Here is a 21,169-nt window from a genome sequence, read left to right on the forward strand (position 1 = left end):
GGCGGCGGCCGCGCTCAGAGCGCGGTCATGCCGCCGTCAACGGCGAGGGTCTGGCCGGTGATGTGGGCGCCGGCATCGGAGGCGAGGAGCAGCACCGGCCCCTTGAGGTCGCCCTCGCCGCCGAGCCTGCCGCGCGGGGTCACGGACAGGAGCTTCTCGCCGTGCCGGTCGAGGGTGCCGGCGGTCATCTTCGAGGGGAAATAGCCCGGTGCCAGCGCGTTCACCGTGATGCCGCGCGCGCCCCATTCGGAGGCGAGCGCGCGCGTCAGGCTGATCACGCCGCCTTTCGAGGCGTTGTAGGCGGCCGTGCCCTCCATGCCGGGCAGGTTGCCCGTCAGGCCGGCGATGGAGGCGATGTTGACGATGCGTCCGTAGCCCTGCGGCAGCATCGCCCGCGCCGCCACCTCGCGGGTGAGGTCGAAGAGACGGTTGAGGTTGAGGTCCATCACCTTGGCCCAGCCGTGCGGCGGATAGGCCTCGGCAGGGGCGCCCCAGGTGGCGCCGGCGTTGTTGACGAGGATGTCGATGCGGCCCGTCACCGCCGCCGCCGCCTCCACCATCGGCGCGATCGCGGCAGGGTCCGAGAGGTCCGACGCCAGGGCGGTGCAGGCGAAGCCCAGCCCCTCCAGATGGCGCCGCGCCTCCGCCAGCTCGTCGGCCTTGCGCGCGGTGATGACGACGTGCGCGCCGAACTCGCCGAGCGCCTCCGCCATCTGCAGGCCGATGCCGCGCGAGCCGCCGGTGACGATGGCGACCCGGCCGGAGAGGTCGAACAGGCGATGCAGATCGTTGGTCATGCGACCTCTCCGTTGAGGGGGGCGAAGCCCGTGCCGGCCTCGGCGGCGCGGCGCAGCAGATCGGCGGGCGTCCAGGCCCAGCCCTGGTAGGCGCCGGCGAAGTCCTTGATGCGGGACAGCACGTGCGGCAGGCCCACGCGGTCGGCGTAGAACATGGGTCCGCCCCGGAACCGCGGGAAGCCGTAGCCGCAGACCCACACGGTATCGATGTCGAGGGGGCGCGCGGCGATGCCCTCCTCAAGGGCGCGGGCGCCCTCGTTCACCAGCGCGTAGACGCAGCGCTCGACGATCTCTTCATCGCTGATGGGGCGCCGCGCGATGCCGAGGCGGCGCGATTCCTCCACCACCAGCGCGTCGATGGCGGGGTCCACCTCCGGCTTGCCACCCCTGGGATAGAGATAGTAGCCGGCGCCGGTCTTCTGGCCGTAGCGGCCCATCGCGCAGATGAGATCAGGGATGACCGAGTATGGCCGGTCGGGCTGCTCCACCGCCCGCCGCTTGCGGATGCTCCAGCCGATGTCCTGGCCGGCGAGGTCCATGGTGCGCAGCGGCCCCATCGCCATGCCCCACGCCTCCATGGCGGCATCCACCTGCTGGGGCAGGGCGCCTTCCTCCAGCAGGAAATAGGCCTGGCGCAGGTACTCCTCGAACATGCGGTTGCCGATGAAGCCGTCGCAGACGCCCGAGACCACGCCCACCTTGCGGATCTGCCTGGCGAAGGCCATCGCCCGCGCCAGCGTTGCGGGGTCGGTCTTTGCCCCGCGCACCACCTCGAGCAGGCGCATGATGTTGGCCGGGCTGAAGAAATGGGTGCCGACCACGGACTGCGGCCGGCTGGTGAAGGCGGCGATCCGGTCCAGATCCAGCGTCGAGGTGTTGGACGCGAGCACCGCGCCCGCGTCGGCGAGCCGGTCCAGCGCCTCGAACACCTGCTGCTTGACCGACAGGTCCTCGAACACGGCCTCGATGACGAAATCGGCGCCGCGCACGGCTTCCATGTCGAGGGAGAAGCCGATGCGTCCGCGCTGCGCCGCGCCTTGAGCTGCGCTGAGCCGGCCCCGCTCGACGGCGCGCGCGATCGTGCCGTCCACCGAGGACCGGGAGCGCTCCAGCGCCGCGGCATTGGCGTCGATGACGGTGACGGGAAGCCCCGCCTGGGCCACGGCCAGCGCGATGCCGGTGCCCATGGTGCCAGACCCGATGATCGCCACCGCGCGCACCGGATCGACCTTCAGCCCGGGATCAAGCCCCGGCACCCGCGCGACCGCCCGCTCGGAGAGAAAAGCGTGCCGCAGGCCGCGGGCCGGCTCGCTGACCAGCAGGCGGTCGAAGATGGCGTATTCGGCGGCGAGACCCGCGTCGAAGCCCTGGCGCATGCCGGTTTCGATGGCCTCGAGCGCGCCGCGCACCGCGTCCCCGGTCGCGCCCGGGGGCGCCTTGCGGCGGGCCTCGGCGATGGCCTCCGCGCCGCCATCGCCCGCGATGTCCCGGTCGCGGCTCCTGCGGCGGCCGGCGGCGGCAACCGAGCGGGCGAAGGCGATGGCCTCGGACCGCACATCGTCTTCCGCAAGGCCGTCCAGGAGGCCGATGCAGTGGGCCTCGACGGCGTCGATGGTCTTGCCGGAGGAGATCAGCTGCGCGGCCGGCGCGGCCCCGGTCAGGCGGGCGAGGCGCTGGGTTCCGCCCGCGCCGGGAATGATGCCGAGGGTGACCTCGGGCAGGCCGAGCTTCGCGCCGGAGGTGGCGATCCGGTAGTCCGTGGCCAGCGCCAGCTCCAGCCCGCCGCCGAGGGCGCCGCCCTGGATGGCGCTCACCACCGGCTTCGCCAGCCCGTCGAGCACGTCGTCCAGCCGGCGGGCCGGCCCGGCGATGGCCTGCGGATCCTTGTCGAACTCGGCGATGTCGGCGCCGGCGGAGAACATCCGCCCCTCGGCGGCGAGCACGATCGCCTTCACCTGCGGGTCCGCATCGAGCGTGAGCAACGCCGCCTCGATGGCCTGGGGAATGCCGGCGGTGGCCGAAATGGGATTGAGCGGCGGATTGGAGAAGACGATGATCCCGACCCCGTCCTCGATATGCGCTGTGACCGGCACGATGCTCCCCTCCGCGCGCCGCGCCCGGCCTGGCCCGCGGGACACTGCGGGGCAGAACGGCTTCGGCTTCGGCTGAATGGTTGAGATGATCTTGGGCTGAGGCAGGCTGTTGCTACGGCCTGCCGACGATGTAGTTCGAGAACTGATGGCGTATTTCGGCTTTCAGAAGCTTTCCCGTGGCGGTGTGGGGCAGCTCCTTGACGAAGACCACGTCATCGGGAATCCACCACTTGGCGACCTTGCCGCTGTACCAGTCGAGGATCTCGCCTTTTTCCGCCGTCCGTCCCGGCTTCAGCACCACCAGCAGCAGGGGGCGCTCGTCCCATTTCGGATGATGCGCGGCGATGACCACCGCCTCCTCCACCGCCGGATGGGCGACGGCGATGTTCTCGAGCGCGATGGAGCTGATCCACTCGCCGCCGGACTTGATCAGGTCCTTGGTGCGGTCGACGATCTCGAAGTAGCCCGAGGCATCCTGGGTGACCACGTCGCCGGTGCGGAACCAGCCATCCGCGGTGAAGGCGCCGTCCTGGGTTTCGCGCTGGAAGTAGGCGGAGGCGATCCACGGCCCGCGGATCAGCAGCTCGCCGGTGGCGACCCCATCGGCGGGAACCTGCGCGCCGGCATCGTCCACCACCTCCACCTCCACCCCGAAGGTCGGGCGGCCCTGGCGGCGCTGGGAGGCGAGCCACTGCTCAAGCGGCATGTCCTTGTTCTCCACCTTGCGCTGGTTGAACAGGCCGCACGGGCTCGTCTCCGTCATGCCCCAGGCGTGGTTGACGGTGATCCCGAACTCGTCGTGGAACGCGGTGGCGATGTGGGGCGGGCAGGCCGCGCCGCCCACCGTGATCCGCAGGGGCTGGGCGATGGCCGGGCGGGTCGCGCGCAGGCGTTCCAGCACGCCGAGCCAGACGGTCGGCACCGCGGCCGACCATGTCACACCCGTCGTCGCGATCAGGTCGCAGAGGTCGGCCGCCTGGGGCCGCGGGCCGGGCAGGACCAGGCTCGCCCCCACCATGGGGGCGCTGTAGGGCACCCCCCAGCCGTTGACATGGAACATGGGCACCACCGGCATGGCCACATCCACCGAGCGCAGGCCGAAGAAGTCGGGCAGGTTGGTGGAATAGCCGTGCAGCACCACGGCGCGGTGCGAATAGAGCACGCCCTTGGGGCTGCCGGTGGTGCCCGAGGTGTAGCAGAGGCTGACCGCGTCGTTCTCGTCGAAGCGCGGCCAGTCGATGGTCTCGGGCTCGCCGGCGATCAGCGTCTCGTAGGAGATGACCTCGAGATGCGCCGTGAGGGCCGTCTCGGGCACGTCGTGATCGTCGCCCAGCACCACCAGCGTGGCCACCCCCGCACGCTTCAGCTGCGGACCCAGCGCGTCCAGCACCGGCATCTCGAGCGGGTCGACGAACAGCATCGCGTCGGCGGCGTCGGCGATGATGTAGGCGATCTGCTCCCTGAACAGGCGTGGATTGATTGTGTGGCAGATGGCGCCCACGCCGGCGACGCCATAATAGAGCTCAAGGTGCCGGTGGTCGTTCCACGCCAGCGTCCCGATGCGCGTTCCCGGGGCGATGCCGCGCCGCTTCAGCGCATGGGCAAGCTGGGCCGCCCGGCGCTCGATCCCGGGATAGGAATGGACGATGCGGCTGCCGTCGGCGCGGCGCGTCGTGACGGTGGCGTGGGTATGATACCTGGCCGCGAAACGGATGATGTCCGACACGTTCAGGTCACGGCGCTGCATCAGGCCCTTCATGGCTGCTTCTCCCTCGCACCCTTGTTGCTTGCTTTGAACGGCGCCGCCCTCTGGTGGGGCGGTTTTCCGTGAGGCTGGGCGAGCCCGCCCTCACACCCGCTCGAAGATGGCGGCGATGCCCTGGCCGCCGCCGATGCACATGGTCACGAGCGCGTAGCGCCCGCCGGTGCGGTGCAGCTCGTAGATGGCTTTCACGGTGATGATGGTGCCGGTCGCCCCCACCGGATGGCCGAGGGAGATGCCCGAGCCGTTGGGGTTGACCCTCGCCGGATCGAACCCGAGCTCCCGCGTCACGGCGCAGGCCTGCGCCGCGAACGCCTCGTTGGATTCGATCACATCCAGGTCGGCGACGGAGAGCCCGGTCCGCTCCAGCACCTTGCGCGTCGCCGGGATGGGGCCGATGCCCATCTCGTCGGGCGCCACACCGGCATGGGCGTAGCCCACGAGGCGCGCCAGCGGCTTCAGCCCCTTGCGCTCCGCGACGCCGGCCTCGACCAGCACCACGGCGGCAGCGGCATCGTTGATGCCCGAGGCGTTGCCGGCCGTCACCGTGCCGCCCGCCTTGAACACCGGCTTCATCTTGGAGAGGACATCCACCGTGGTGTCCACGCGCACGTGCTCGTCCGTGTCAAAGACCTGCGTGCCTTTGCGGGTGACGATCTCCACCGGCACGATCTGCTCGCGGAAGCGCCCCTCGGCGATGGCGTGGGCGGCGCGGCGGTGACTCTCGGCCGCGAGCGCGTCCTGGTCGTCCCGGCTCACCTGCCGGCGGGCGGCCACGTTCTCCGCGGTGATGCCCATGTGGATGTCCTGGAACGGGTCGTGCAGCGCGGCGAGCATGTAGTCCACCATGCGCGCATCGCCCATGCGCTGGCCCCAGCGCATGCCGGAGGAGATGTACGGCCCGCGGCTCATGGATTCGGCGCCGCCGCCGATGGCGATGTCGGTGTCGCCCAGCGCGATGGTCTGCGCCGCCGAGATGATGGCCTGCAGGCCCGAGCCGCACAGGCGGTTCACGTTGAAGGCCGGCACCGCCTCGGGGAGCCCCGCGTTCAGGGCCGCGACGCGGCTCAGGTATGCGTCCCTGGGCTCGGTGGGGATGACGTTGCCCAGGGCGACGTGGCCCACCGCGCCGGGCTCGACGCCGCTGCGCTCCAGCGCGGCCTTCACCGCGGTGGTGGCGAGCTGGGACAGGGGAACGTCCTTCAGGGTTCCGCCGAAGGTGCCGATGGCCGTGCGCGCCGCGCCGACGACTACGATCTCGCGTGTCATTTCCGCCCTTCCTGATCCCGCCGGCCGCCTTGTCTCGGCGTGGCGCGAGGGTGTTCCCCGCGGTCCGGCGTGCTGCATTCCGGGACCGTCTTACGTCATGTTGAATTGTTGGACAAGGGAACATTTGCACAACGGGGCGGCGGGTGGTAGGTCCAAGGGGCCTCGAACGAGATGTCGTCATGTTTCAACGCATTGAGCCTGTTCCCGCCTATCGCACCGTGTGCGATGCCATCGAGAAGCAGATCATGTCCGGCCATCTGGAGGCCGGGGATCCGTTGCCGACGGAGACGGAGCTCGCCGAGCAGTTCGGGCTTGCCCGGCACACGGTGCGCGAGGGTCTGCGGATCCTGGAGGAGAGCGGACTGGTCGGCCGCGAGGCCGGGCGGCGCCTGTTCGTCAAGGCGCCGCACTATTCCGACCTCGCCCCCCGCGCCTCCCGCGCGCTCATCATGCAGCGCGTGACGTTCGAGGAGCTGTGGGAAGTCTCCATGTCGCTGGAGCCGAGCGCCGCGGCGCGGGCCGCAGGGCATGTGGACGCGGCGCAGATCGAGGCGCTGGAGAGCAATTACCGCGAGATGGAGGAAGCCCGCGCCGCCGGGCGGTCGATCATTGAGCTCGACGTGGCGTTTCACACCCTCGTCGCGGAGATCGCCGGCAACAAGGCGCTGCTGCTCGCCCGCGAGCCCATCTCCCAGCTGTTCTATCCCGCGCTGGCCAAGCTGTTCGCCCATCCGCTGAATTGCGAGACCGGACCGCGCCGCCTCGTGCAGGCGCACCGGCACATCATCGATGCGCTCAAGGCGCGCGACAGCCATGAGGCCGAGCTGTGGATGCGGCGCCACATGGTCGACTTCCGCCGCGGCTACGAGCTGTGCAGCTTCGACCTGAAGGATGCGATCGCGTTCGAGGGCGGCTGAGGCCGGAGGCGACGCCGCGCATCAGGCCCGCGGCGGGTGCCTCGGGAGCACGCTTGGCCGTGGCCTCCGTTCCCGCCGGGGCACGGCTTGCGCACCGGCCCGACGGGCGCCCATGGCGCCATCGGCGGCGCGTCAGATCAGTTTCAGCCCCTTCAGGCTGGCGTGGCCGTCCTTGCCGACGATGATGTGGTCGTGCACCTCGATGCCCAGCGGCTTGGCCACGTCGATGATCCGCCGCGTCATGTCGATGTCGGCGCGCGAGGGCGTCGGGTCGCCCGAGGGGTGGTTGTGGCACAGGATGAGGGCAGAGGCCGACACCTCCAGCGCCCGCTTCACCACCTCGCGGGGATAGACCGGGGCGTGGTCGACGGTGCCGGTCTGCAGCACCTCGTCGGCGATGAGCTGGTTGCGCTTGTCGAGGAACAGCACGCGCACCTGCTCGCGCTCCGCATAGGCCATGGCGGTGCGGCAATAGTCGATCACCGCGCTCCAGGAGGAGAGGGCCGGGCGGCGCTTCACCTGCCCGCGCGCGAGGCGTTGGGCGGCGGCCTCCACCACCTTCAGCTCGGTGATGATGGCGTCCTTCACCCCCGGCACCTCGGCCAGCAGGGCAGGCGGCGCGGCCACCACCTCGGCGAACGAGCCGAAGCGGTCCACCAGCGCCTTGGCGAGGGGCTTCACGTCGCGCCGCGGCACCGCGCGGAACAACACCAGCTCCAGGAGCTCGTAATCGGCCAGCGCCTGGGCGCCGGCGGTGCGGAAGCGGGCGCGCAGCCGGTCGCGATGCCCGTGGAAGTGGGGCGCTTCGTTCAGGCCGTCGTCCGGCGCTTCGGCCATGCGGGTGTCCGGCGTCCTCAGGCGGTGACGTAGGGCGGCTTGTCGTAGCCCTTCGGGCTCAGCGTGAAGATCTCGACCCCGGTCTCGGTCACGCCCACGGCGTGCTCGAACTGGGCGGAGAGGGAGCGGTCGCGGGTGACGGCGGTCCAGCCGTCGGAGAGCACCTTCACGTGCGGACGGCCCAGGTTGATCATGGGCTCCACCGTGAAGATCATGCCGGGCATGAGCTTCGGCCCCTCGCCGCGGCGGCCCACATGCACGATGTTGGGCTCGTCGTGGAACACCTGCCCTACGCCGTGGCCGCAGAAGTCGCGCACCACGCTCATGTGCTGCGGCTCCACGAATTCCTGGATCGCGGCGCCGATGTCGCCCACGTGGGCGCCGGGGCGGATGGCGTCGATGCCGCGCATCATCGATTCGTAGGTCACCTCCAGCAGCCGCTCGGCGCGGCGGGGGATGACGCCCACGGGATACATGCGGCTGGAATCGCCGTACCAGCCGTCGAGCACCAGCGTCACGTCCACGTTCACGATGTCGCCTTCCCGCAGTGGGCGGGCGTTGGGCATGCCGTGGCACACCACGTGGTTCACGGAGGTGCACACCGAATAGCGATAGCCGCGGTACATCAGCGTCGCCGGATAGGCGCCGTTATCGAGCGCGAACTCGTAGATCAGCTTGTCGATGGCGGCGGTGGTGACGCCGGGGACCACCAGCTCGGCCACGGCGTCGAGCGCCTGGGCGGTGAGGGCGCCGGCCCGGCGCATGCCCGCGAAGCCCTCGGGGCCGTAGAGCTTGATGTGGCCGGTCTTGCGCAGCGGCGCGGTTGCCGCCTCAACATAAGTCATAGGGTACCCTTCGGGCAGCGAACGGCGCGCCCCAGCATGCAGGATTTCTGCCCACAGATTTAGGCCAAGCCGCCCGCAAAGCAAGCGCCGCAATGCCTGCCGGCCCTGCACAGGGCGGGGGACAGGCCCGGAGGGCGCTTCGTCGCGGGCGCGCGCGGGCCTAAGATCGCAGGCTCCGAATCGTGCCCGAGCGCCCATGGCCATCCGTCGCCTGCCCCCCGTCCTCATCGACCGCATCGCCGCCGGCGAGGTGGTGGAGCGGCCGGCTGCCGTGGTGAAGGAGCTGGTGGAAAACGCGCTCGATGCCGGCGCCCGCGCCATCGAGGTGGTGATCCAGGCCGGCGGCCGGCGCCTCGTGCGCGTCGCCGACGACGGCTCGGGCATGGGGCCGGACGATCTCGCCCTGTGCGTGGAACGCCATGCCACCTCCAAGCTTCAGGGGGAGGACCTGCTCGCCATCTCCACCCTCGGCTTCCGGGGCGAGGCGCTGCCCTCCATCGGAGCGGTGGCCCACCTTTCCATCGCCAGCCGGCCGCCGGGGGCCGATCACGCCTTCGAGGTGCGGGTGGACGGCGGCATCGTCACCCCGCCGCGGCCTGCCGCGCTGGGCGGGGGCAGCCGCGTCGAGGTGCGCGACCTGTTCTATGCGACGCCGGCGCGGCTGAAGTTCCTGAAATCCGATCGGGCGGAGGGCGCGGCGGCGGCCGATGTGGTGCGCCGCCTCGCGCTGGCGCGGCCGGACGTCGCCTTCACCCTGGTGCTGGACGACCGCGCGCCCTCAACCTTCCCCGCCCGCCCGCTTGATGCCGAGGGCCGCGCCGCGCGCCTCGCCGACGTGCTGGGGGCGGATGCCGGGCGCAATGTGGTGCCGGTGTTCGGCCAGAGGAACGACGTGGTGCTGGAGGGGCTGGTGGGCCTGCCCACCTTCTCCAAGGCCAACTCGCTCAGCCAGTTCCTGTTCGTGAACGGCCGCCCGGTGCGCGACAAGCTGCTGATGGGCGCGGTGCGCGCCGCCTATGCGGACCTTCTGCCGTCGGAGCGCTTTCCGGTGCTGGCCCTGTTCATCGACATCGATCCGCGCGACGTGGACGTGAATGTCCACCCCGCCAAGACCGAGGTGCGCTTCCGCGACGGCGGCAACGTGCGCGCGCTCATCGTGCGCACGCTCACCGATGCGCTGGGATCGCGCCTGCCCTCCACCGCCGCGACCATGGCCGACCGGCTGGTGGCGCTTGCCCGCACTCCGGAGCTGGAGGGAGGCGCCGTGCGGTCTCTGCCGGCTTCGGGCGGATTTGCCGGCGGGCCGCTGGCATCGGGCGGGTTTGCCGGCGGTTCGCCGGCATCGGGTGCCTTCGCCGGTTTCCGGCCAGCGGCGCCGCTCGATTATGACTGGCGCACGTCCGCATCCCGGCCGGCGGAAGCGGGGTTCGGCCTTGGCGAGGGGGAGCAGGCGCGGCTCGATATTGCCCCCCCGTCCGCAGACGCGCGGGCCGATGCATCGCCCATCGCCGCCGCCGACCTCGACCGCCCGCTCGGCGCGGCGCGGGCGCAGCTGCACGAGACCTATATCGTCGCCCAGACCCGCGAGGGGCTGGTGCTGGTGGACCAGCACGCCGCCCATGAGCGCCTCGTCTACGAGAAGCTGAAGGCGGCGCTCTCCCGCGACGGGGTGGGGCGGCAGGGGCTGCTGATCCCGGTCGTGGTGGAGCTCGACCCGGCGGAGGCGGACCGGCTCGCCGAGCGCGCGGAGGATCTGGCGGCGCTGGGCCTCGCGCTGGAGGCCTTCGGCCACGGCGCAGTGCTGGTGCGCGAGGTGCCGGCGTTGCTCAAGGATGCGGACGTCACCCGCCTCGTCACCGATCTCGCCGAGCATGCGGCCGAATGGGACGACGCCTTGCCGCTGGAACGGCGCCTCCTGCACGTGGCCGCCACCATGGCGTGCCACGGTTCGGTGCGCGCGGGCCGGCGGCTGCGGGTGGAGGAGATGAACGCGCTGCTGCGGGAGATGGAGGAGACGCCGAACGCCGGCGAGTGCAACCACGGCCGGCCGACCTTCGTCACCCTCTCCCTGAAGGACGTGGAGAAGCTGTTCGCCCGGCGTTAGGGGCGGGGGGCTCCGTCGCTCCGGGTCCGCGCATCGTTTCTGCCACCCCGGTCTTCGTGCTGGCCGCGGACGTGGCGCTGCGCTGGACCCGCCCAGGGGGCCCGTTCAGGCAGGCAGGACGTTGCAGGCGCCCGCAAGGCGCTGCTTCATTGCGGCAGGGCCCGCATTGCATCCGGGCAGGAGCGCGGCGGAGGCGAACAGCCGTGTCCGCACCCCTGAGGGGGCGCCGCCCATCCGCACGGCGTGGGTCCGCTTGGTGCGTCAGGGGGAAAGCCGTTCAGGCGGCCTTCAGCAGCTTCTGCAGGTCGCGGCGGATCAGCTCGTTGCCGGCGATGATATGCCCGGACTCGAGCATGCGGTCGCGGTCGTCCATGTCCGAGACGTAGCCGCCCGCCTCGCGCACGAGGATGACGCCCGCCGCCATGTCCCAGGGCGAGAGGTTGCGCTCCCAGAAGGCGTCGAAGCGGCCGGCGGCCACCCAGGCGAGGTCGATGGCGGCCGAGCCGGTGCGGCGCAGGCCGGAGACCTGGGGCTGCACCTTCTCCAGCTCGCGGATGAACTGCGCGTGGTCGCCCCGGCCCATGTGCGGCAGGCCGCAGCACACCACGCTGTCGGCCAGCTTGCGGCGGGCGGCGACGCGGATGCGGCGGTCGTTGAGATAGGCGCCCTGGCCGCTCTCGGCGACGTAGAGCTCGTCCGTCACCGGATTGAACACCACGCCCGCCACCGGCACGCCGTTGCGCACCAGCGCCAGCGAGATGGAGAACAGCGGGATGCCGTGGAGGAAGTTGGTGGTGCCGTCGAGCGGGTCCACCACCCAGGTGTTGGCCGGATCGGTGCCTTCCACCGCGCCGCGCTCCTCCATGAGGAAGCCGTAGGCGGGGCGGGCGCGCGACAGCTCGGCGTAAAGGGTGTCCTCGGACTTGCGGTCGGCGGCGGAGACGAAATCGCCCGGCCCCTTCATGGAGACCTGCAGCTGCTCCACCTCGCCGAAGTCGCGGGCGAGGGCGCGGCCGGCCTTGCGGACGGCCTGGACCATGACGGTGATGAGCGGCGAGCGGATCATGAAGGAACCTGGGCTTGGGCGCGCGAACGCCGGGCGCGGAGCCCGGCCGGCGGCCGGAATGGGAAATGCTGGGGGCAGCGTGTGCCCGCCCTTGGCGTGGCCGTCAAGCCACGGGCCGGGCGGGGGTGCCATGCGCCGGGCCTGCGCGGCAGAGGCTTTCGCGCCGGGCCGACGCAGCTCCCGGTGGGACGATACCCGCCGCGCGGGCATCTCCGGATGGCTGCTCGGAACCGGGAAGGCGCACGACCGCCGGTCAGGACCGCAGCGGCGACCAGGCGGGGTCGGAGGCGTAGCTGGGGGTCGGCTGGCGCTGCTCGTTGTAGCCGGTCACGTCCACCGTATAGAGCGAGGGGCCGGAGGCGCCGCCCGGATCACGGAAGAACATGATGACGCGGCCGTTGGGCGCGAAGGTCGGCCCTTCGTTATGGTAGCCCTCGGTCAGCACGCGCTCGCCCGAGCCGTCGGTGCGCATGACGCCGATGGCGAAGCGGCCTTCCGCCTGCCGGGTGAAGGCGATCCAGTCGCCCTTGGGCGACCACACCGGGGTCGAGTAGCGGGCATTGCCGAAGGAGATGCGCCGCGCGCCGGTGCCGTCGGCGTTCATCACATAGATCTGCGAGGTGCCGCCGCGATCGCTCTCGAAGCAGATCTGCCGGCCGTCCGGCGAATAGCAGGGGGCGGTGTCGATGGCGGCGGTGTCGGTGAGGCGCGTGGTGGCGCGCGAGCGCAGGTCCATGACGAAGATGTTGGAATTGCCGCCCTGCTGCAGGCTCATGATGACCCGCTGCCCGTCCGGCGCGAACCGGGGCGCGAAGCTCATGCCCGGGAAGTTGCCGACGATCTCGCGCTGCCCGGTCTCGATGTTGAGCAGGAACACCCGGGGCTCGCCCTGGGTGTAGGACATGTAGGTGATTTCCTGGCTGGTGGGCGAGAAGCGCGGGGTGAGGACGAGGCTGTCGCCGCGGGTGAGGTAGCTCACGTTGGCGCCGTCCTGGTCCATGATGGCAAGGCGCTTCACGCGCCGCTCCTTCTGGCCGCTTTCGTCCACGAACACGACGCGGGTGTCGAAATAGCCCTTCTCGCCGGTCATCTTCTCATAGATGACGTCGGCGATGATGTGGGCGATGCGGCGCCAGTTCTCCGCCTGCGCCACGAACTGCTGGGCGGCGAGCTGCTGGCCGGCCAGCACGTCCCACAGGCGGAACACCACCTGGAAGCGCCCGTCGCCCTGCCGCGCCACGCGCCCGGTCATGAGCGCCTGGGCGTTGATGACGCGCCAGTCCTGGAAGCGGGGCGTATCGGGATTGGTGATCTGCTCCACGAACGCCTTGGGATCGATGGGGGCGAACAGGCCGGAGCGGCGCAGGTCCGCGGTGATGACGCCGGAGATCTGCCGGCCCATCTCGGTCTCGCCCACCAGATCGGTGATGGCGATGGGGATCGGCTTGAACGAGCCGGGGGTGAGGTCGATGCGCGGCGCGGCGGCGGCGCCACCGGTGCCACCGATCAGGCCCGCGCCGAACCCGCCCGCCATGGACAGGCCGGTGAGCCCCGCCGTGGCGATACCGCTCCTGATGAAGGCCCGGCGGCCCATTCCGGGCCCGGCCGGCCGATCCATCCCGTTCATGTCGGTTCCTCGTTCTCCCTGGGCGGTGCCGCGCGCCGGGCGCCCGCGCGATGGCGGGCGGCCGCGGCTGCGCCGGCGATCACCGCCGGAACAGATTGTCGTTGAGGGTGACCGGAAGGGACTTCCAGTCGGCGTAGGTTTCCTGCCGGAACATCTTGTACGGCTGGCAGGCCATGATGGCGCGGATGCCGTTGGAGGCGAACGCCTGGAACGCGGGCTGCCCCGCACCCGGCTGCCCGGAAACGATCTGCGGCGCGCCGGCGAGGGTGCCGTCGCGGTTGAAGTGGATGTCCACCTGGATGTTCAGGCTGCGGTCGAGGAAGCCGCCGTCGCTCGACCAGCATTCCAGCACCCGCCGCCGGAAGGCGTCGATCTCGCTGGCGGTCAGGGTCTGCCCGTCGCCGCGCGGCGCGCCGATGGAGGAGGTGGTGGAGACCTGCTCCGCGCTCGCCAGCTGGCGGTTGGGGGTGCGCTTGTCGATCAGCTGCTTGATCTGGTCGGTGTTGAACTCGCGCGGGGGCGTGTTCGCCTCCACCGGCTTGGGCTGCTCGCGCGGGGGCGCGGGCTTCCTCGGCGGCATGGGGGCGGAGGCCTGCTCCTGCTTGGGCTGGTCCTTCGGCGGCTGGTCCTGCGGCTTCTGCTCGGGCTTCGGCGCCAGCTCCGCCTGTTCCTTGGGCGGGGTGGGCTCGGCCTTGGCCGGCGCGGGATCCTTCGGCGGCTCCACCTTCGGGGTCGGCGGCGGGGGCGGGGGCGGCGGGGCGGTGGCCTCCACCGGCGCCTTGTCGCTGGCCTTGATCTTGGCGTCCTCGACCGGGGTCGGGTCGCCCACCTTCTCGGCCACCTGCTTGGGCTTCTCGGTCTTCTGCCCGTTCTTCGCGCCCTTGGTGAGCTTGGTGAAATCGGAGATGGAGATGACGTCGACGGGCAGGCTCTCGGTCATGGGCTCGAACGGCTTCGCCCCGGAGAACGACACCAGGGTGAGGACCAGGACGCCCACGTGGAGCGCCGATGATGTGGCAAGCCCGAGCTGCATGTGACCCTTCGATCAGCCTCCCTGTTCCACCTCGGTGACGAGCGCCACCTTCTTGAACCCGGCCCCGGAGAGCCGGCCCATGACCCGCATGATCTGGCCGTAGTTGGCCGCCTTGTCGCCGCGCACGAAGATGCGCTCCTCGAAGCCGCCGCGCGCCTGGGTCACCGCTTGCAACTTCGAGACCAGATCGTCGTACTTGATCTCGCTGTCACCCAGGTAGATCTGCCCGTTCTGGCGGACCGAGAGGGTGATCGGCTCCTTGTTGTCCTGGTTGATGGCGTTCGCCTGCGTCTGCGGCAGGTCGATGGGCACACCCACCGTCAGCAGCGGCGCCGCCACCATGAAGATGATGAGCAGCACCAGCATGACGTCCACCATGGGCGTCACGTTGATCTCGGCCATCACGGGCGCGGACTTGCGGCGCGAGCGCCGGCTCTGCCACCCTGACGCGCCTCCTCCCGACATGCCCATGGATCAGCCCCGCTCGTCGATCTGGCGCGAGAGGATGGCGGAGAACTCGTCCGCGAACCCTTCCAGCCGCTGGGCCTGGCGCCCGACCTGGGAGATGAACTTGTTGTAGAAAATGGTCGCCGGAATGGCGGCAATGAGGCCCATCGCGGTCGCGAACAGGGCTTCCGCGATGCCCGGAGCCACCACCGCCAGCGAGGTGTTCTTGGAGGCGGCGATGGACTGGAACGAGGTCATGATGCCCCAGACCGTGCCGAACAGGCCGATGAAGGGGCCGGCCGAGCCCACGGTGGCGAGCACCAGCAGGCGTGATTCGAGCCGCTCCACCTCGCGGGCGATGGTCACGTTCATCACCTTGTCGAGGCGCTGGTTGAGCCCGGTGAAGGAGCGGGCGCCGCCCTCGTAGGTGCGCTTCCACTCGCGCATGGCGGCGACGAAGATGGCGGCCATGCCGTGGTTGGTGCGCCCGGCGATGGTGCGGTAGAGGTCCTCCAGGCTCTGGCCGGACCAGAACACCTGCTCGAACCGGTCCATCTCGCGCTTGTTGCGGGAGAACAGCATCCATTTGTCGATGATGATGGCCCAGACCCAGACCGACGACACGATCAGGCCCAGCATCACCAGCTTGACGACGAAATGGGCCTGCAGGAACAGGCCGAGGAAGGAAATGTCGGTGGCCGGCGCGGCGACGGGGGCCTGCGCCACATCCTGCGCGAAGCCCGCGGCCGGCAGCAGCGCGAGGCCGGCCGTCATCACGGCGGCGAGAAGCGCGCGGGAGAGGCGGCGGGACACGATGCCGGAACGGCGTGTCAGGTCAGTCATTCTCGGCTCCGCTGCCGCCCGGCGGGGCGGCGCACTTTCGCCCGGGGCAGGCTGACGCCCGGCCCGAGCCTCCGGTCCCCGCAGCGGCGCCATGCCGCGCCGGGGCTGATCGGCCGGATGCCCGTTCAGTGTTCGGCGGCTCTTTGAACGAGTGAGTCTGTCCAAACTTTGACGGGCGCGGCGTCCGTGCTGCGGTGCAAGACCGCGCCGCACGCGACAAGATCTGCACGATCACGCTTAATGCGGCGTTAGCGCCGGGCCCGTTGAAGCGGAATGGGCGGCCTCAGCGGCTGGTCTGGCCGGTGGCCTCGGCCTCGCGCGCGTCGGCGAGCGTCGCCTGGCGCAGGGCATCGGGGATGCGCTTGGCGCGGCCCTGCGACACGAAGGCGACGCGCACGAGCGCGGAAATCAGCAGCTCCTCGCCGCGTTTCACCTGCTGCAGCAAGGTGATGGAGGCGCCGGCCACATCCTTCGAGAGGGTGACCACCTCCAGCACGTCGTCGATGCGCGCGGGCTTGAGGAAGTCGATCTGCATGGAGCGGACGACGAAATGGAAGCCGGGTGCCTCTTCCGCCGCCTGGGCGAACAACTCGCCCTGCGCCACGCCGAGCAGGCGCATGTAGTCCGAGCGGCCGCGCTCCATGAACTTCAGGTAGTTGGCATGGTAGACGATGCCGGAGAAGTCCGTGTCCTCGTAATAGACGCGCAGCATCAGGCTGTGCCCGCCGGGGATGAGGCGGCCGGCGAGGCTCAGGTGCGGATCGGACGGGGAGGGGGTCGGGCGCTCGATCATGGGGCCCTCATAACCGAGGCCGGCGCGCAAGTGAACCTCGCAGGGCGGGGGAAGCATGCCGGCTGGTCAGCGACAAAACGCGCGGCGCAAGCCGGTTGCCCGCCAAAGAAAACTGCCGCCCGCCCAAGGAAACGGCCGCGCCCCGGATCGACGGGACGCGGCCTGGGCGCGGTCGGAAAGCCGCCGGCAGCGGCTGGTGATCCGGGCCGGCGGGCTTGGGGTCAGTTGCCGGCGGCCGGCTCGCTGCCGCCCTCGTCGTCGCGGCGGCGGCGGTCGGCCATGAACTGGTCGAACTCGGCCTTGTCCTTGGCCTGCCGCAGGCGCTCGAGGAAGTCCTTGAACTCCTTCTGCTCCTCTTCCAGCCGGCGCAGGGTGTCCTGCCGGTACTCGTCGAAGGCGCGATTGCCGCTGGAAGGGGCAGAACGCGTCCAGCAGCCGAACCCGTTGCGCATCGTCTCCGCTCCCTGTTCCTGCCAGCGGCTGACGCCGCGCCTGCAGCCGAAGCGGCCGCTGCCGATGGCGAAGGCGAGGATGGCGAGGCCCAGCGGCCACCAGGCCATGAAGCCCAGCACCGTGAGCGCGATCCACGCCGGCTTGCCGTAACTGTCGAGCTTGTAAGCGAGCTCCATGGCGTCCGTCCTGGTGAATGTTAATAACATTCACATATATGGGCGCGCCTGCCGGCCTTGTCAATGCCGGAAGGCTTGCGGGATCAGGCGGAAGGGGCGCCGAGGCCCTTGAGATAGACGAGGAAGGCGGCCTCCAGCAGGTCTTCCGGGCCCATGGGCAGCTTGCGCCGGGCGGAATCCGCGCGGCCGAACAAGGAGGCGACGCCGTGCGCCAGCGACCAGGTGTGCAGCGCCACCATCAGCGCGGGGGGGCGGCCGGGGCCGGGGATCTGCGCCACCAGCGCCTCCGCCGCCTCGCGCAGCACGCCGAAGGCGCGGTCGCCGGCCTGCTTCAGCCCCTCATGCCCCTCGGGCGGCAGGCCGGATTCGAACATGGCGGCATATTCGGCCGGGTTGCGGCGGGCGAAGTCCAGATAGGCCCGCCCGACCCGCTCATAGGCCACGGCCGGTGCCGGGCGTCCGCTCTGCCATGCCGCCTCCAGCGCCTGCGCGAGGCGCTCGAACCCGACGGCGGCCACCGCGGCCAGCATCTCGTCGCGATCGCGGAAGTGGCGGTAGGGCGCGGCCGCGCTCACCCCCGCCCGCCGCGCTGCCTCGGCGAAGGTGACGCCGGCGATGCCCTTCTCGCCGATCAGGTCGAGCGCCGCCCGCATCAGGGCTTCCCGCAGGTTGCCGTGATGATAGCCGCGCGTCTCGCCGTTTCGGGACCAGCTCATGTGAAGGGGGCTTACATGATGGGAGAGGCGCCGTCGATGGCCTTGGGCCGGCCCGGCGGCGGCGGGATCAGTCGAGGGCCTCGTCGCCCGCCTCGAACAGGGGCATCTGCCGCACCGGCGCCGGCTCGGGCAGGCCGAGATGACGGAAGGCGGCGGCGGTGAGCAGCCGTCCGCGCGGGGTGCGCTGGATGAAGCCCTGCTGCACCAGGAACGGCTCGACGATCTCCTCGATGGCGTCGCGCGGTTCGGAGAGGGCGGCGGCCAGCGTATCCACCCCCACCGGCCCGCCGCCGTAGAATTCGGCGATGACGGTGAGGTAGCGCCGGTCCATGGCGTCGAGCCCGGCGGCGTCCACCTCCAGGGCGGAGAGCGCCCGGTCGGCGATCCTGCGGTCGATGCGCTCGGCCTCGGCCACCAGCGCGAAGTCGCGCACCCGCCGCAGCAGCCGGCCGGCGATGCGCGGCGTGCCCCGCGCCCGGCGGGCGATCTCGGTGGCGCCGTCGGGGGCGATGGCGATGCCCAGCACCTTCGCCCCGCGCACGACGATCTTCTCCAATTCCTCCACCGTGTAGAACTGGAGCCGCACGGGAATGCCGAAGCGGTCGCGCAGCGGCGTGGTCAGCAGGCCCGAGCGCGTGGTGGCGCCCACCAGCGTGAATTTCGGCAGGGAGATCTTCACCGAGCGCGCCGCCGGCCCCTCGCCGATCATCAGGTCGAGCTCATAATCCTCCATGGCGGGATAGAGGATCTCCTCCACCGCCGGGGAGAGGCGGTGGATCTCGTCGATGAACAGGACGTCGCGCTCCTCCAGATTGGTGAGGATGGCGGCGAGGTCCCCGGCCTTGGCGATCACCGGGCCGGAGGTGGAGCGGAAGCCCACCCCCATCTCGCGCGACATGATCTGCGCCAGCGTGGTCTTGCCGAGGCCTGGCGGGCCCACGAACAGCACGTGGTCCAGCGCCTCGCCCCGCGCGCGGGCGGCCTTGATGAACACTTCCAGATTGGCCCGCGCCTGCGCCTGCCCCACGAACTCCTTCAGGAGCTGGGGGCGCAGCGTCGCGTCGGCATCCTCGCTGCGCTTCTCGCCCGAGAGGAGGCGGGGGTTCATGAATGGCCTTCTCCGTGGCGGACGCATGCCGGCGCGCCGGGCGCCGCAATGGTCGAGTCGCGGCGACTTTAGAGCGCCGGCGGCGGGTACGGAAGGGGAACGCGCAGCCGCCGCCGGGATTGATCCCGCCCCGCGCGCGCCGCACCTCGCCTGTGGCAGGATCGTGCGCCCGCTTCACCGGGCGCGGAGGGATGGCCATGAAGGATCTGCCGCTTGCCGAGGTCTACCGGCTCATCGAGCCCGGCCCTGTGGTGCTGCTCGCCACCGCCCACAAGGGGCGGGCCAATGTCATGGCCATGTCCTGGCACATGATGGTGGAGTTCACCCCGCCGCTGATCGCCTGCATCGTCTCGGGCGCGGACTTCAGCTTCACCGCCCTGCGCGCCACCCGCGAATGCGTCATCGCCATTCCCGCCGTGGATCTGGCGGAGAAGGTGGTGGCGGTGGGCAATTGCTCCGGCCGCGACACGGACAAGTTCGCCACCATCGGCCTCACGCCGCGCCCGGCCGCCGAGGTCGGCGCGCCGCTGATCGCCGAATGCTTCGCCAATCTGGAATGCCGGGTGATCGAGACGCGGCTCGTCAACCGCTTCAACCTGTTCGTGCTGGAAGCGGTGAAGGCGTGGCGCGATCCGGCGCAGAAGAACCCGCGCACCATCCACCACCGCGGCTACGGCGCCTTCGCCGTGGACGGGGAGGTGCTGAAGATCGCGTCGCGCATGCCCTGAGGGGGTGTCCAAGGCGGAGCAACGTCACGGTTCCGTTTTCAGTTGGTTGTAGATATAAAAATGATATACCTAAAGGAGCATATCTGGGCTGCGGTGGGGGGAGCTCATGGCCTTGGACGAAGTCAATCCGCCTGTCGCGGCTCAACCCGCGCCCGATCCTGTCGATGCGCCGGCGGGCGGAAATGCACCGGGTGCCACCAAGCCGGGCGATGCAGGGGCCGCGGCGCGCCAGGACGCCAGCCCGGCCGCGCCCGGCGGCGACATGCTGAAGGATTTCCCCAGCCAAGCTCCCGGCGTCTACAAATGGGCGGTTGCGGCCGTCGGCTTCGTCTCTGCCGTGATGGGGGTCATCGCGAGCCTCAATCTTGCGAACCTCGCCCTCGTGGGGATCGCGACAGTGTTCGCCCTGTTGTTGATCTTCGTCCTCTTCTGCTTCGAAAAAGACGACATCAACACGCAATGGCAATCCCGCGTGCTGAGCTGGTTCGCCTCCGCGGTGCTGGTCTTCATCAGCGCCGCCCTGATTTCCTGTATTTTCTTCGGCTGGCCGAGGAAGATCAGCGCCGCGCCCCGGTTGGAAGCGGCACGGCTGATCGAAAACATAGAAGCGTATGATTTGCGGGAGAGTTCCATCACCCGCAAGGTGGACGACCGAAGGGTGTGGGTCGAATATTATCGTAATTCGGATTCACCGGTCCGTCTGTTCCAGGAGCGCCGCTTCACGTCCGACTACATCCTCCTCTGGGATGAGGACCGCAAGATCAACATCCGAATTCCGACCGGTGGCGGCTTGGCCCAGTGGACCAAGATGGAGCAGGTGGAGCGGTGCACCACGGAGCCGTGCTGGCAGGATATCGCGCCGGTGGACGCGCGGCTGATCAATGCCATCTGGCTCAATGCGAAATAGGGGCGGCCCCTACCTCGCCAGCTCCTTCAGGCCGAGGCGGATCAGCTTCTCGGTGGGCGCATCCTCGCCGGCGGCGCGCAGGGCGGCGGCCACGGCGGCGGTGGCCTGCGGCGCGCCATAGCCGAGGTTGACGAGGGCGGAGACCGCGTCGGCAGCAGCCCCGCCGGCGGCCTCGGCTCCGGCCGGGGCGATGCCCAGCTGCGCCGCCAGCGGCTCGGAGGCGGTGAAGCCGGGCATCTTGTCCTTCAGCTCGGTGATGATGCGCGTGGCGACACGGGGGCCCACGCCCGGCGCGCGCGCGACGGTGGTCTTGTCGCCGAGGGCGATGGCCTGCGCCAGCTCGGTGGCGCTCAGGGTGGAAAGCACGGCCAGCGCGGTCTTGGTGCCGATGCCCTGCACCCCCTGCAGCAGACGGAACCAGTCCCGCTCGCCGGCCGAGCTGAAGCCGAACAGGCGGATCTGATCCTCGCGGACATGGGTCTCGATGAAGAGGGACGCCGCCTCGCCCGCGCGCGGCAAGGCGGACAGGGTGCGCCCGGAGCAGTGGACGAGATAGCCGACCCCGTGCACGTCGAGGATGACGTGATCCTCCTCGATGGTGTCCACGACGCCCTTGAGCTTGCCGATCATGACGGGCCTTTCGGCGGG

Annotated in this window: 20 protein-coding genes; 4 read left to right on the plus strand and 16 right to left on the minus strand. The window is 70.5% G+C overall.

Annotated features, from left to right (window positions below; genetic code table 11):
• Positions 1 to 14 precede the first annotated feature (14 nt).
• From V5F49_RS17630 to V5F49_RS17645, 4 genes are all read right to left on the minus strand, one after another.
• Positions 15 to 797, minus strand: a complete 783-nt coding sequence (locus V5F49_RS17630) for an SDR family oxidoreductase (protein ID WP_394116846.1) — start codon at positions 795 to 797, stop codon at positions 15 to 17.
• Positions 794 to 2,890: a 3-hydroxyacyl-CoA dehydrogenase NAD-binding domain-containing protein gene (locus V5F49_RS17635; RefSeq protein ID WP_394116847.1), complete on the minus strand. Its 2,097-nt coding sequence runs from the start codon at positions 2,888 to 2,890 to the stop codon at positions 794 to 796. Before V5F49_RS17635 ends, V5F49_RS17630 begins: the two co-directional genes overlap by 4 nt.
• Positions 2,891 to 3,002: 112 nt before the next feature.
• Positions 3,003 to 4,649, minus strand: coding sequence for a long-chain fatty acid--CoA ligase (locus V5F49_RS17640; RefSeq protein ID WP_394116848.1), 1,647 nt, complete (start codon positions 4,647 to 4,649; stop codon positions 3,003 to 3,005).
• A 90-nt stretch (positions 4,650 to 4,739) separates the two neighbouring features.
• Entirely contained in the window at positions 4,740 to 5,921 is a 1,182-nt protein-coding gene (locus V5F49_RS17645; RefSeq protein ID WP_394116849.1) for an acetyl-CoA C-acyltransferase family protein, read from the minus strand.
• Between the two features lie 179 nt (positions 5,922 to 6,100).
• On the opposite strand from V5F49_RS17645, the gene V5F49_RS17650 reads away from it, so the two are divergent.
• The gene (locus V5F49_RS17650) at positions 6,101 to 6,838 is read left to right on the plus strand and encodes a FadR/GntR family transcriptional regulator (RefSeq protein ID WP_394116850.1); all 738 of its coding nucleotides are present in this window, start codon (positions 6,101 to 6,103) and stop codon (positions 6,836 to 6,838) included.
• Between the two features lie 132 nt (positions 6,839 to 6,970).
• On the opposite strand, the gene radC is transcribed toward V5F49_RS17650, so the two are convergent.
• Together radC and map are read right to left on the minus strand one after the other, a co-directional pair.
• Entirely contained in the window at positions 6,971 to 7,675 is a 705-nt protein-coding gene (gene radC, locus V5F49_RS17655; RefSeq protein ID WP_394116851.1) for a RadC family protein, read from the minus strand.
• Positions 7,676 to 7,692: 17 nt separating this feature from the next.
• On the minus strand, positions 7,693 to 8,520 hold the full coding sequence (gene map, locus V5F49_RS17660) for a type I methionyl aminopeptidase (protein ID WP_394116852.1): 828 nt from the start codon (positions 8,518 to 8,520) through the stop codon (positions 7,693 to 7,695).
• A gap of 196 nt (positions 8,521 to 8,716) precedes the next feature.
• Between map and mutL the strand changes: the two genes are divergently transcribed.
• Positions 8,717 to 10,624, plus strand: a complete 1,908-nt coding sequence (mutL, locus tag V5F49_RS17665) for a DNA mismatch repair endonuclease MutL (protein WP_394116853.1) — start codon at positions 8,717 to 8,719, stop codon at positions 10,622 to 10,624.
• A 277-nt stretch (positions 10,625 to 10,901) separates the two neighbouring features.
• On the opposite strand, the gene V5F49_RS17670 is transcribed toward mutL, so the two are convergent.
• The 9 genes from V5F49_RS17670 to ruvB all read right to left on the minus strand — a co-directional run bounded on the left by V5F49_RS17670 (position 10,902) and on the right by ruvB (position 18,886).
• Complete coding sequence (locus V5F49_RS17670; protein ID WP_394116854.1) at positions 10,902 to 11,690, minus strand: inositol monophosphatase family protein; 789 nt, start codon at positions 11,688 to 11,690, stop codon at positions 10,902 to 10,904.
• A 253-nt stretch (positions 11,691 to 11,943) separates the two neighbouring features.
• Positions 11,944 to 13,317, minus strand: a complete 1,374-nt coding sequence (gene tolB / locus V5F49_RS17675) for a Tol-Pal system beta propeller repeat protein TolB (protein ID WP_394116855.1) — start codon at positions 13,315 to 13,317, stop codon at positions 11,944 to 11,946.
• A gap of 79 nt (positions 13,318 to 13,396) precedes the next feature.
• Entirely contained in the window at positions 13,397 to 14,350 is a 954-nt protein-coding gene (gene tolA, locus V5F49_RS17680) for a cell envelope integrity protein TolA (protein WP_394116856.1), read from the minus strand.
• Positions 14,351 to 14,362: 12 nt separating this feature from the next.
• Entirely contained in the window at positions 14,363 to 14,821 is a 459-nt protein-coding gene (gene tolR / locus V5F49_RS17685) for a protein TolR (protein ID WP_394116857.1), read from the minus strand.
• A 3-nt stretch (positions 14,822 to 14,824) separates the two neighbouring features.
• Positions 14,825 to 15,571, minus strand: a complete 747-nt coding sequence (gene tolQ / locus V5F49_RS17690) for a protein TolQ (protein ID WP_394116909.1) — start codon at positions 15,569 to 15,571, stop codon at positions 14,825 to 14,827.
• A gap of 352 nt (positions 15,572 to 15,923) precedes the next feature.
• Positions 15,924 to 16,433 carry a tol-pal system-associated acyl-CoA thioesterase gene (ybgC, locus tag V5F49_RS17695; RefSeq protein ID WP_394116858.1) on the minus strand — a complete coding sequence of 170 codons (510 nt, stop codon included), beginning with the start codon at positions 16,431 to 16,433 and terminating at the stop codon, positions 15,924 to 15,926.
• Between the two features lie 221 nt (positions 16,434 to 16,654).
• The gene (locus V5F49_RS17700) at positions 16,655 to 17,062 is read right to left on the minus strand and encodes a DUF2852 domain-containing protein (protein ID WP_394116859.1); all 408 of its coding nucleotides are present in this window, start codon (positions 17,060 to 17,062) and stop codon (positions 16,655 to 16,657) included.
• 83 nt (positions 17,063 to 17,145) lie between these two features.
• Complete coding sequence (locus V5F49_RS17705) at positions 17,146 to 17,778, minus strand: TetR/AcrR family transcriptional regulator (RefSeq protein ID WP_394116860.1); 633 nt, start codon at positions 17,776 to 17,778, stop codon at positions 17,146 to 17,148.
• Between the two features lie 67 nt (positions 17,779 to 17,845).
• Positions 17,846 to 18,886, minus strand: a complete 1,041-nt coding sequence (ruvB, locus tag V5F49_RS17710; RefSeq protein ID WP_394116861.1) for a Holliday junction branch migration DNA helicase RuvB — start codon at positions 18,884 to 18,886, stop codon at positions 17,846 to 17,848.
• 197 nt (positions 18,887 to 19,083) lie between these two features.
• Here ruvB and V5F49_RS17715 point away from each other — a divergent pair, with 197 nt between their 5' ends.
• Complete coding sequence (locus tag V5F49_RS17715; protein ID WP_394116862.1) at positions 19,084 to 19,614, plus strand: flavin reductase family protein; 531 nt, start codon at positions 19,084 to 19,086, stop codon at positions 19,612 to 19,614.
• Positions 19,615 to 19,726: 112 nt separating this feature from the next.
• Positions 19,727 to 20,521: a hypothetical protein gene (locus tag V5F49_RS17720; RefSeq protein ID WP_394116863.1), complete on the plus strand. Its 795-nt coding sequence runs from the start codon at positions 19,727 to 19,729 to the stop codon at positions 20,519 to 20,521.
• Positions 20,522 to 20,530: 9 nt separating this feature from the next.
• On the opposite strand, the gene ruvA is transcribed toward V5F49_RS17720, so the two are convergent.
• Positions 20,531 to 21,151, minus strand: a complete 621-nt coding sequence (gene ruvA / locus V5F49_RS17725) for a Holliday junction branch migration protein RuvA (protein WP_394116864.1) — start codon at positions 21,149 to 21,151, stop codon at positions 20,531 to 20,533.
• Positions 21,152 to 21,169: the final 18 nt, after the last annotated feature.

It is taken from the genome of Xanthobacter lutulentifluminis (genome assembly GCF_043194675.2).
Taxonomy (GTDB): domain Bacteria; phylum Pseudomonadota; class Alphaproteobacteria; order Rhizobiales; family Xanthobacteraceae; genus Xanthobacter.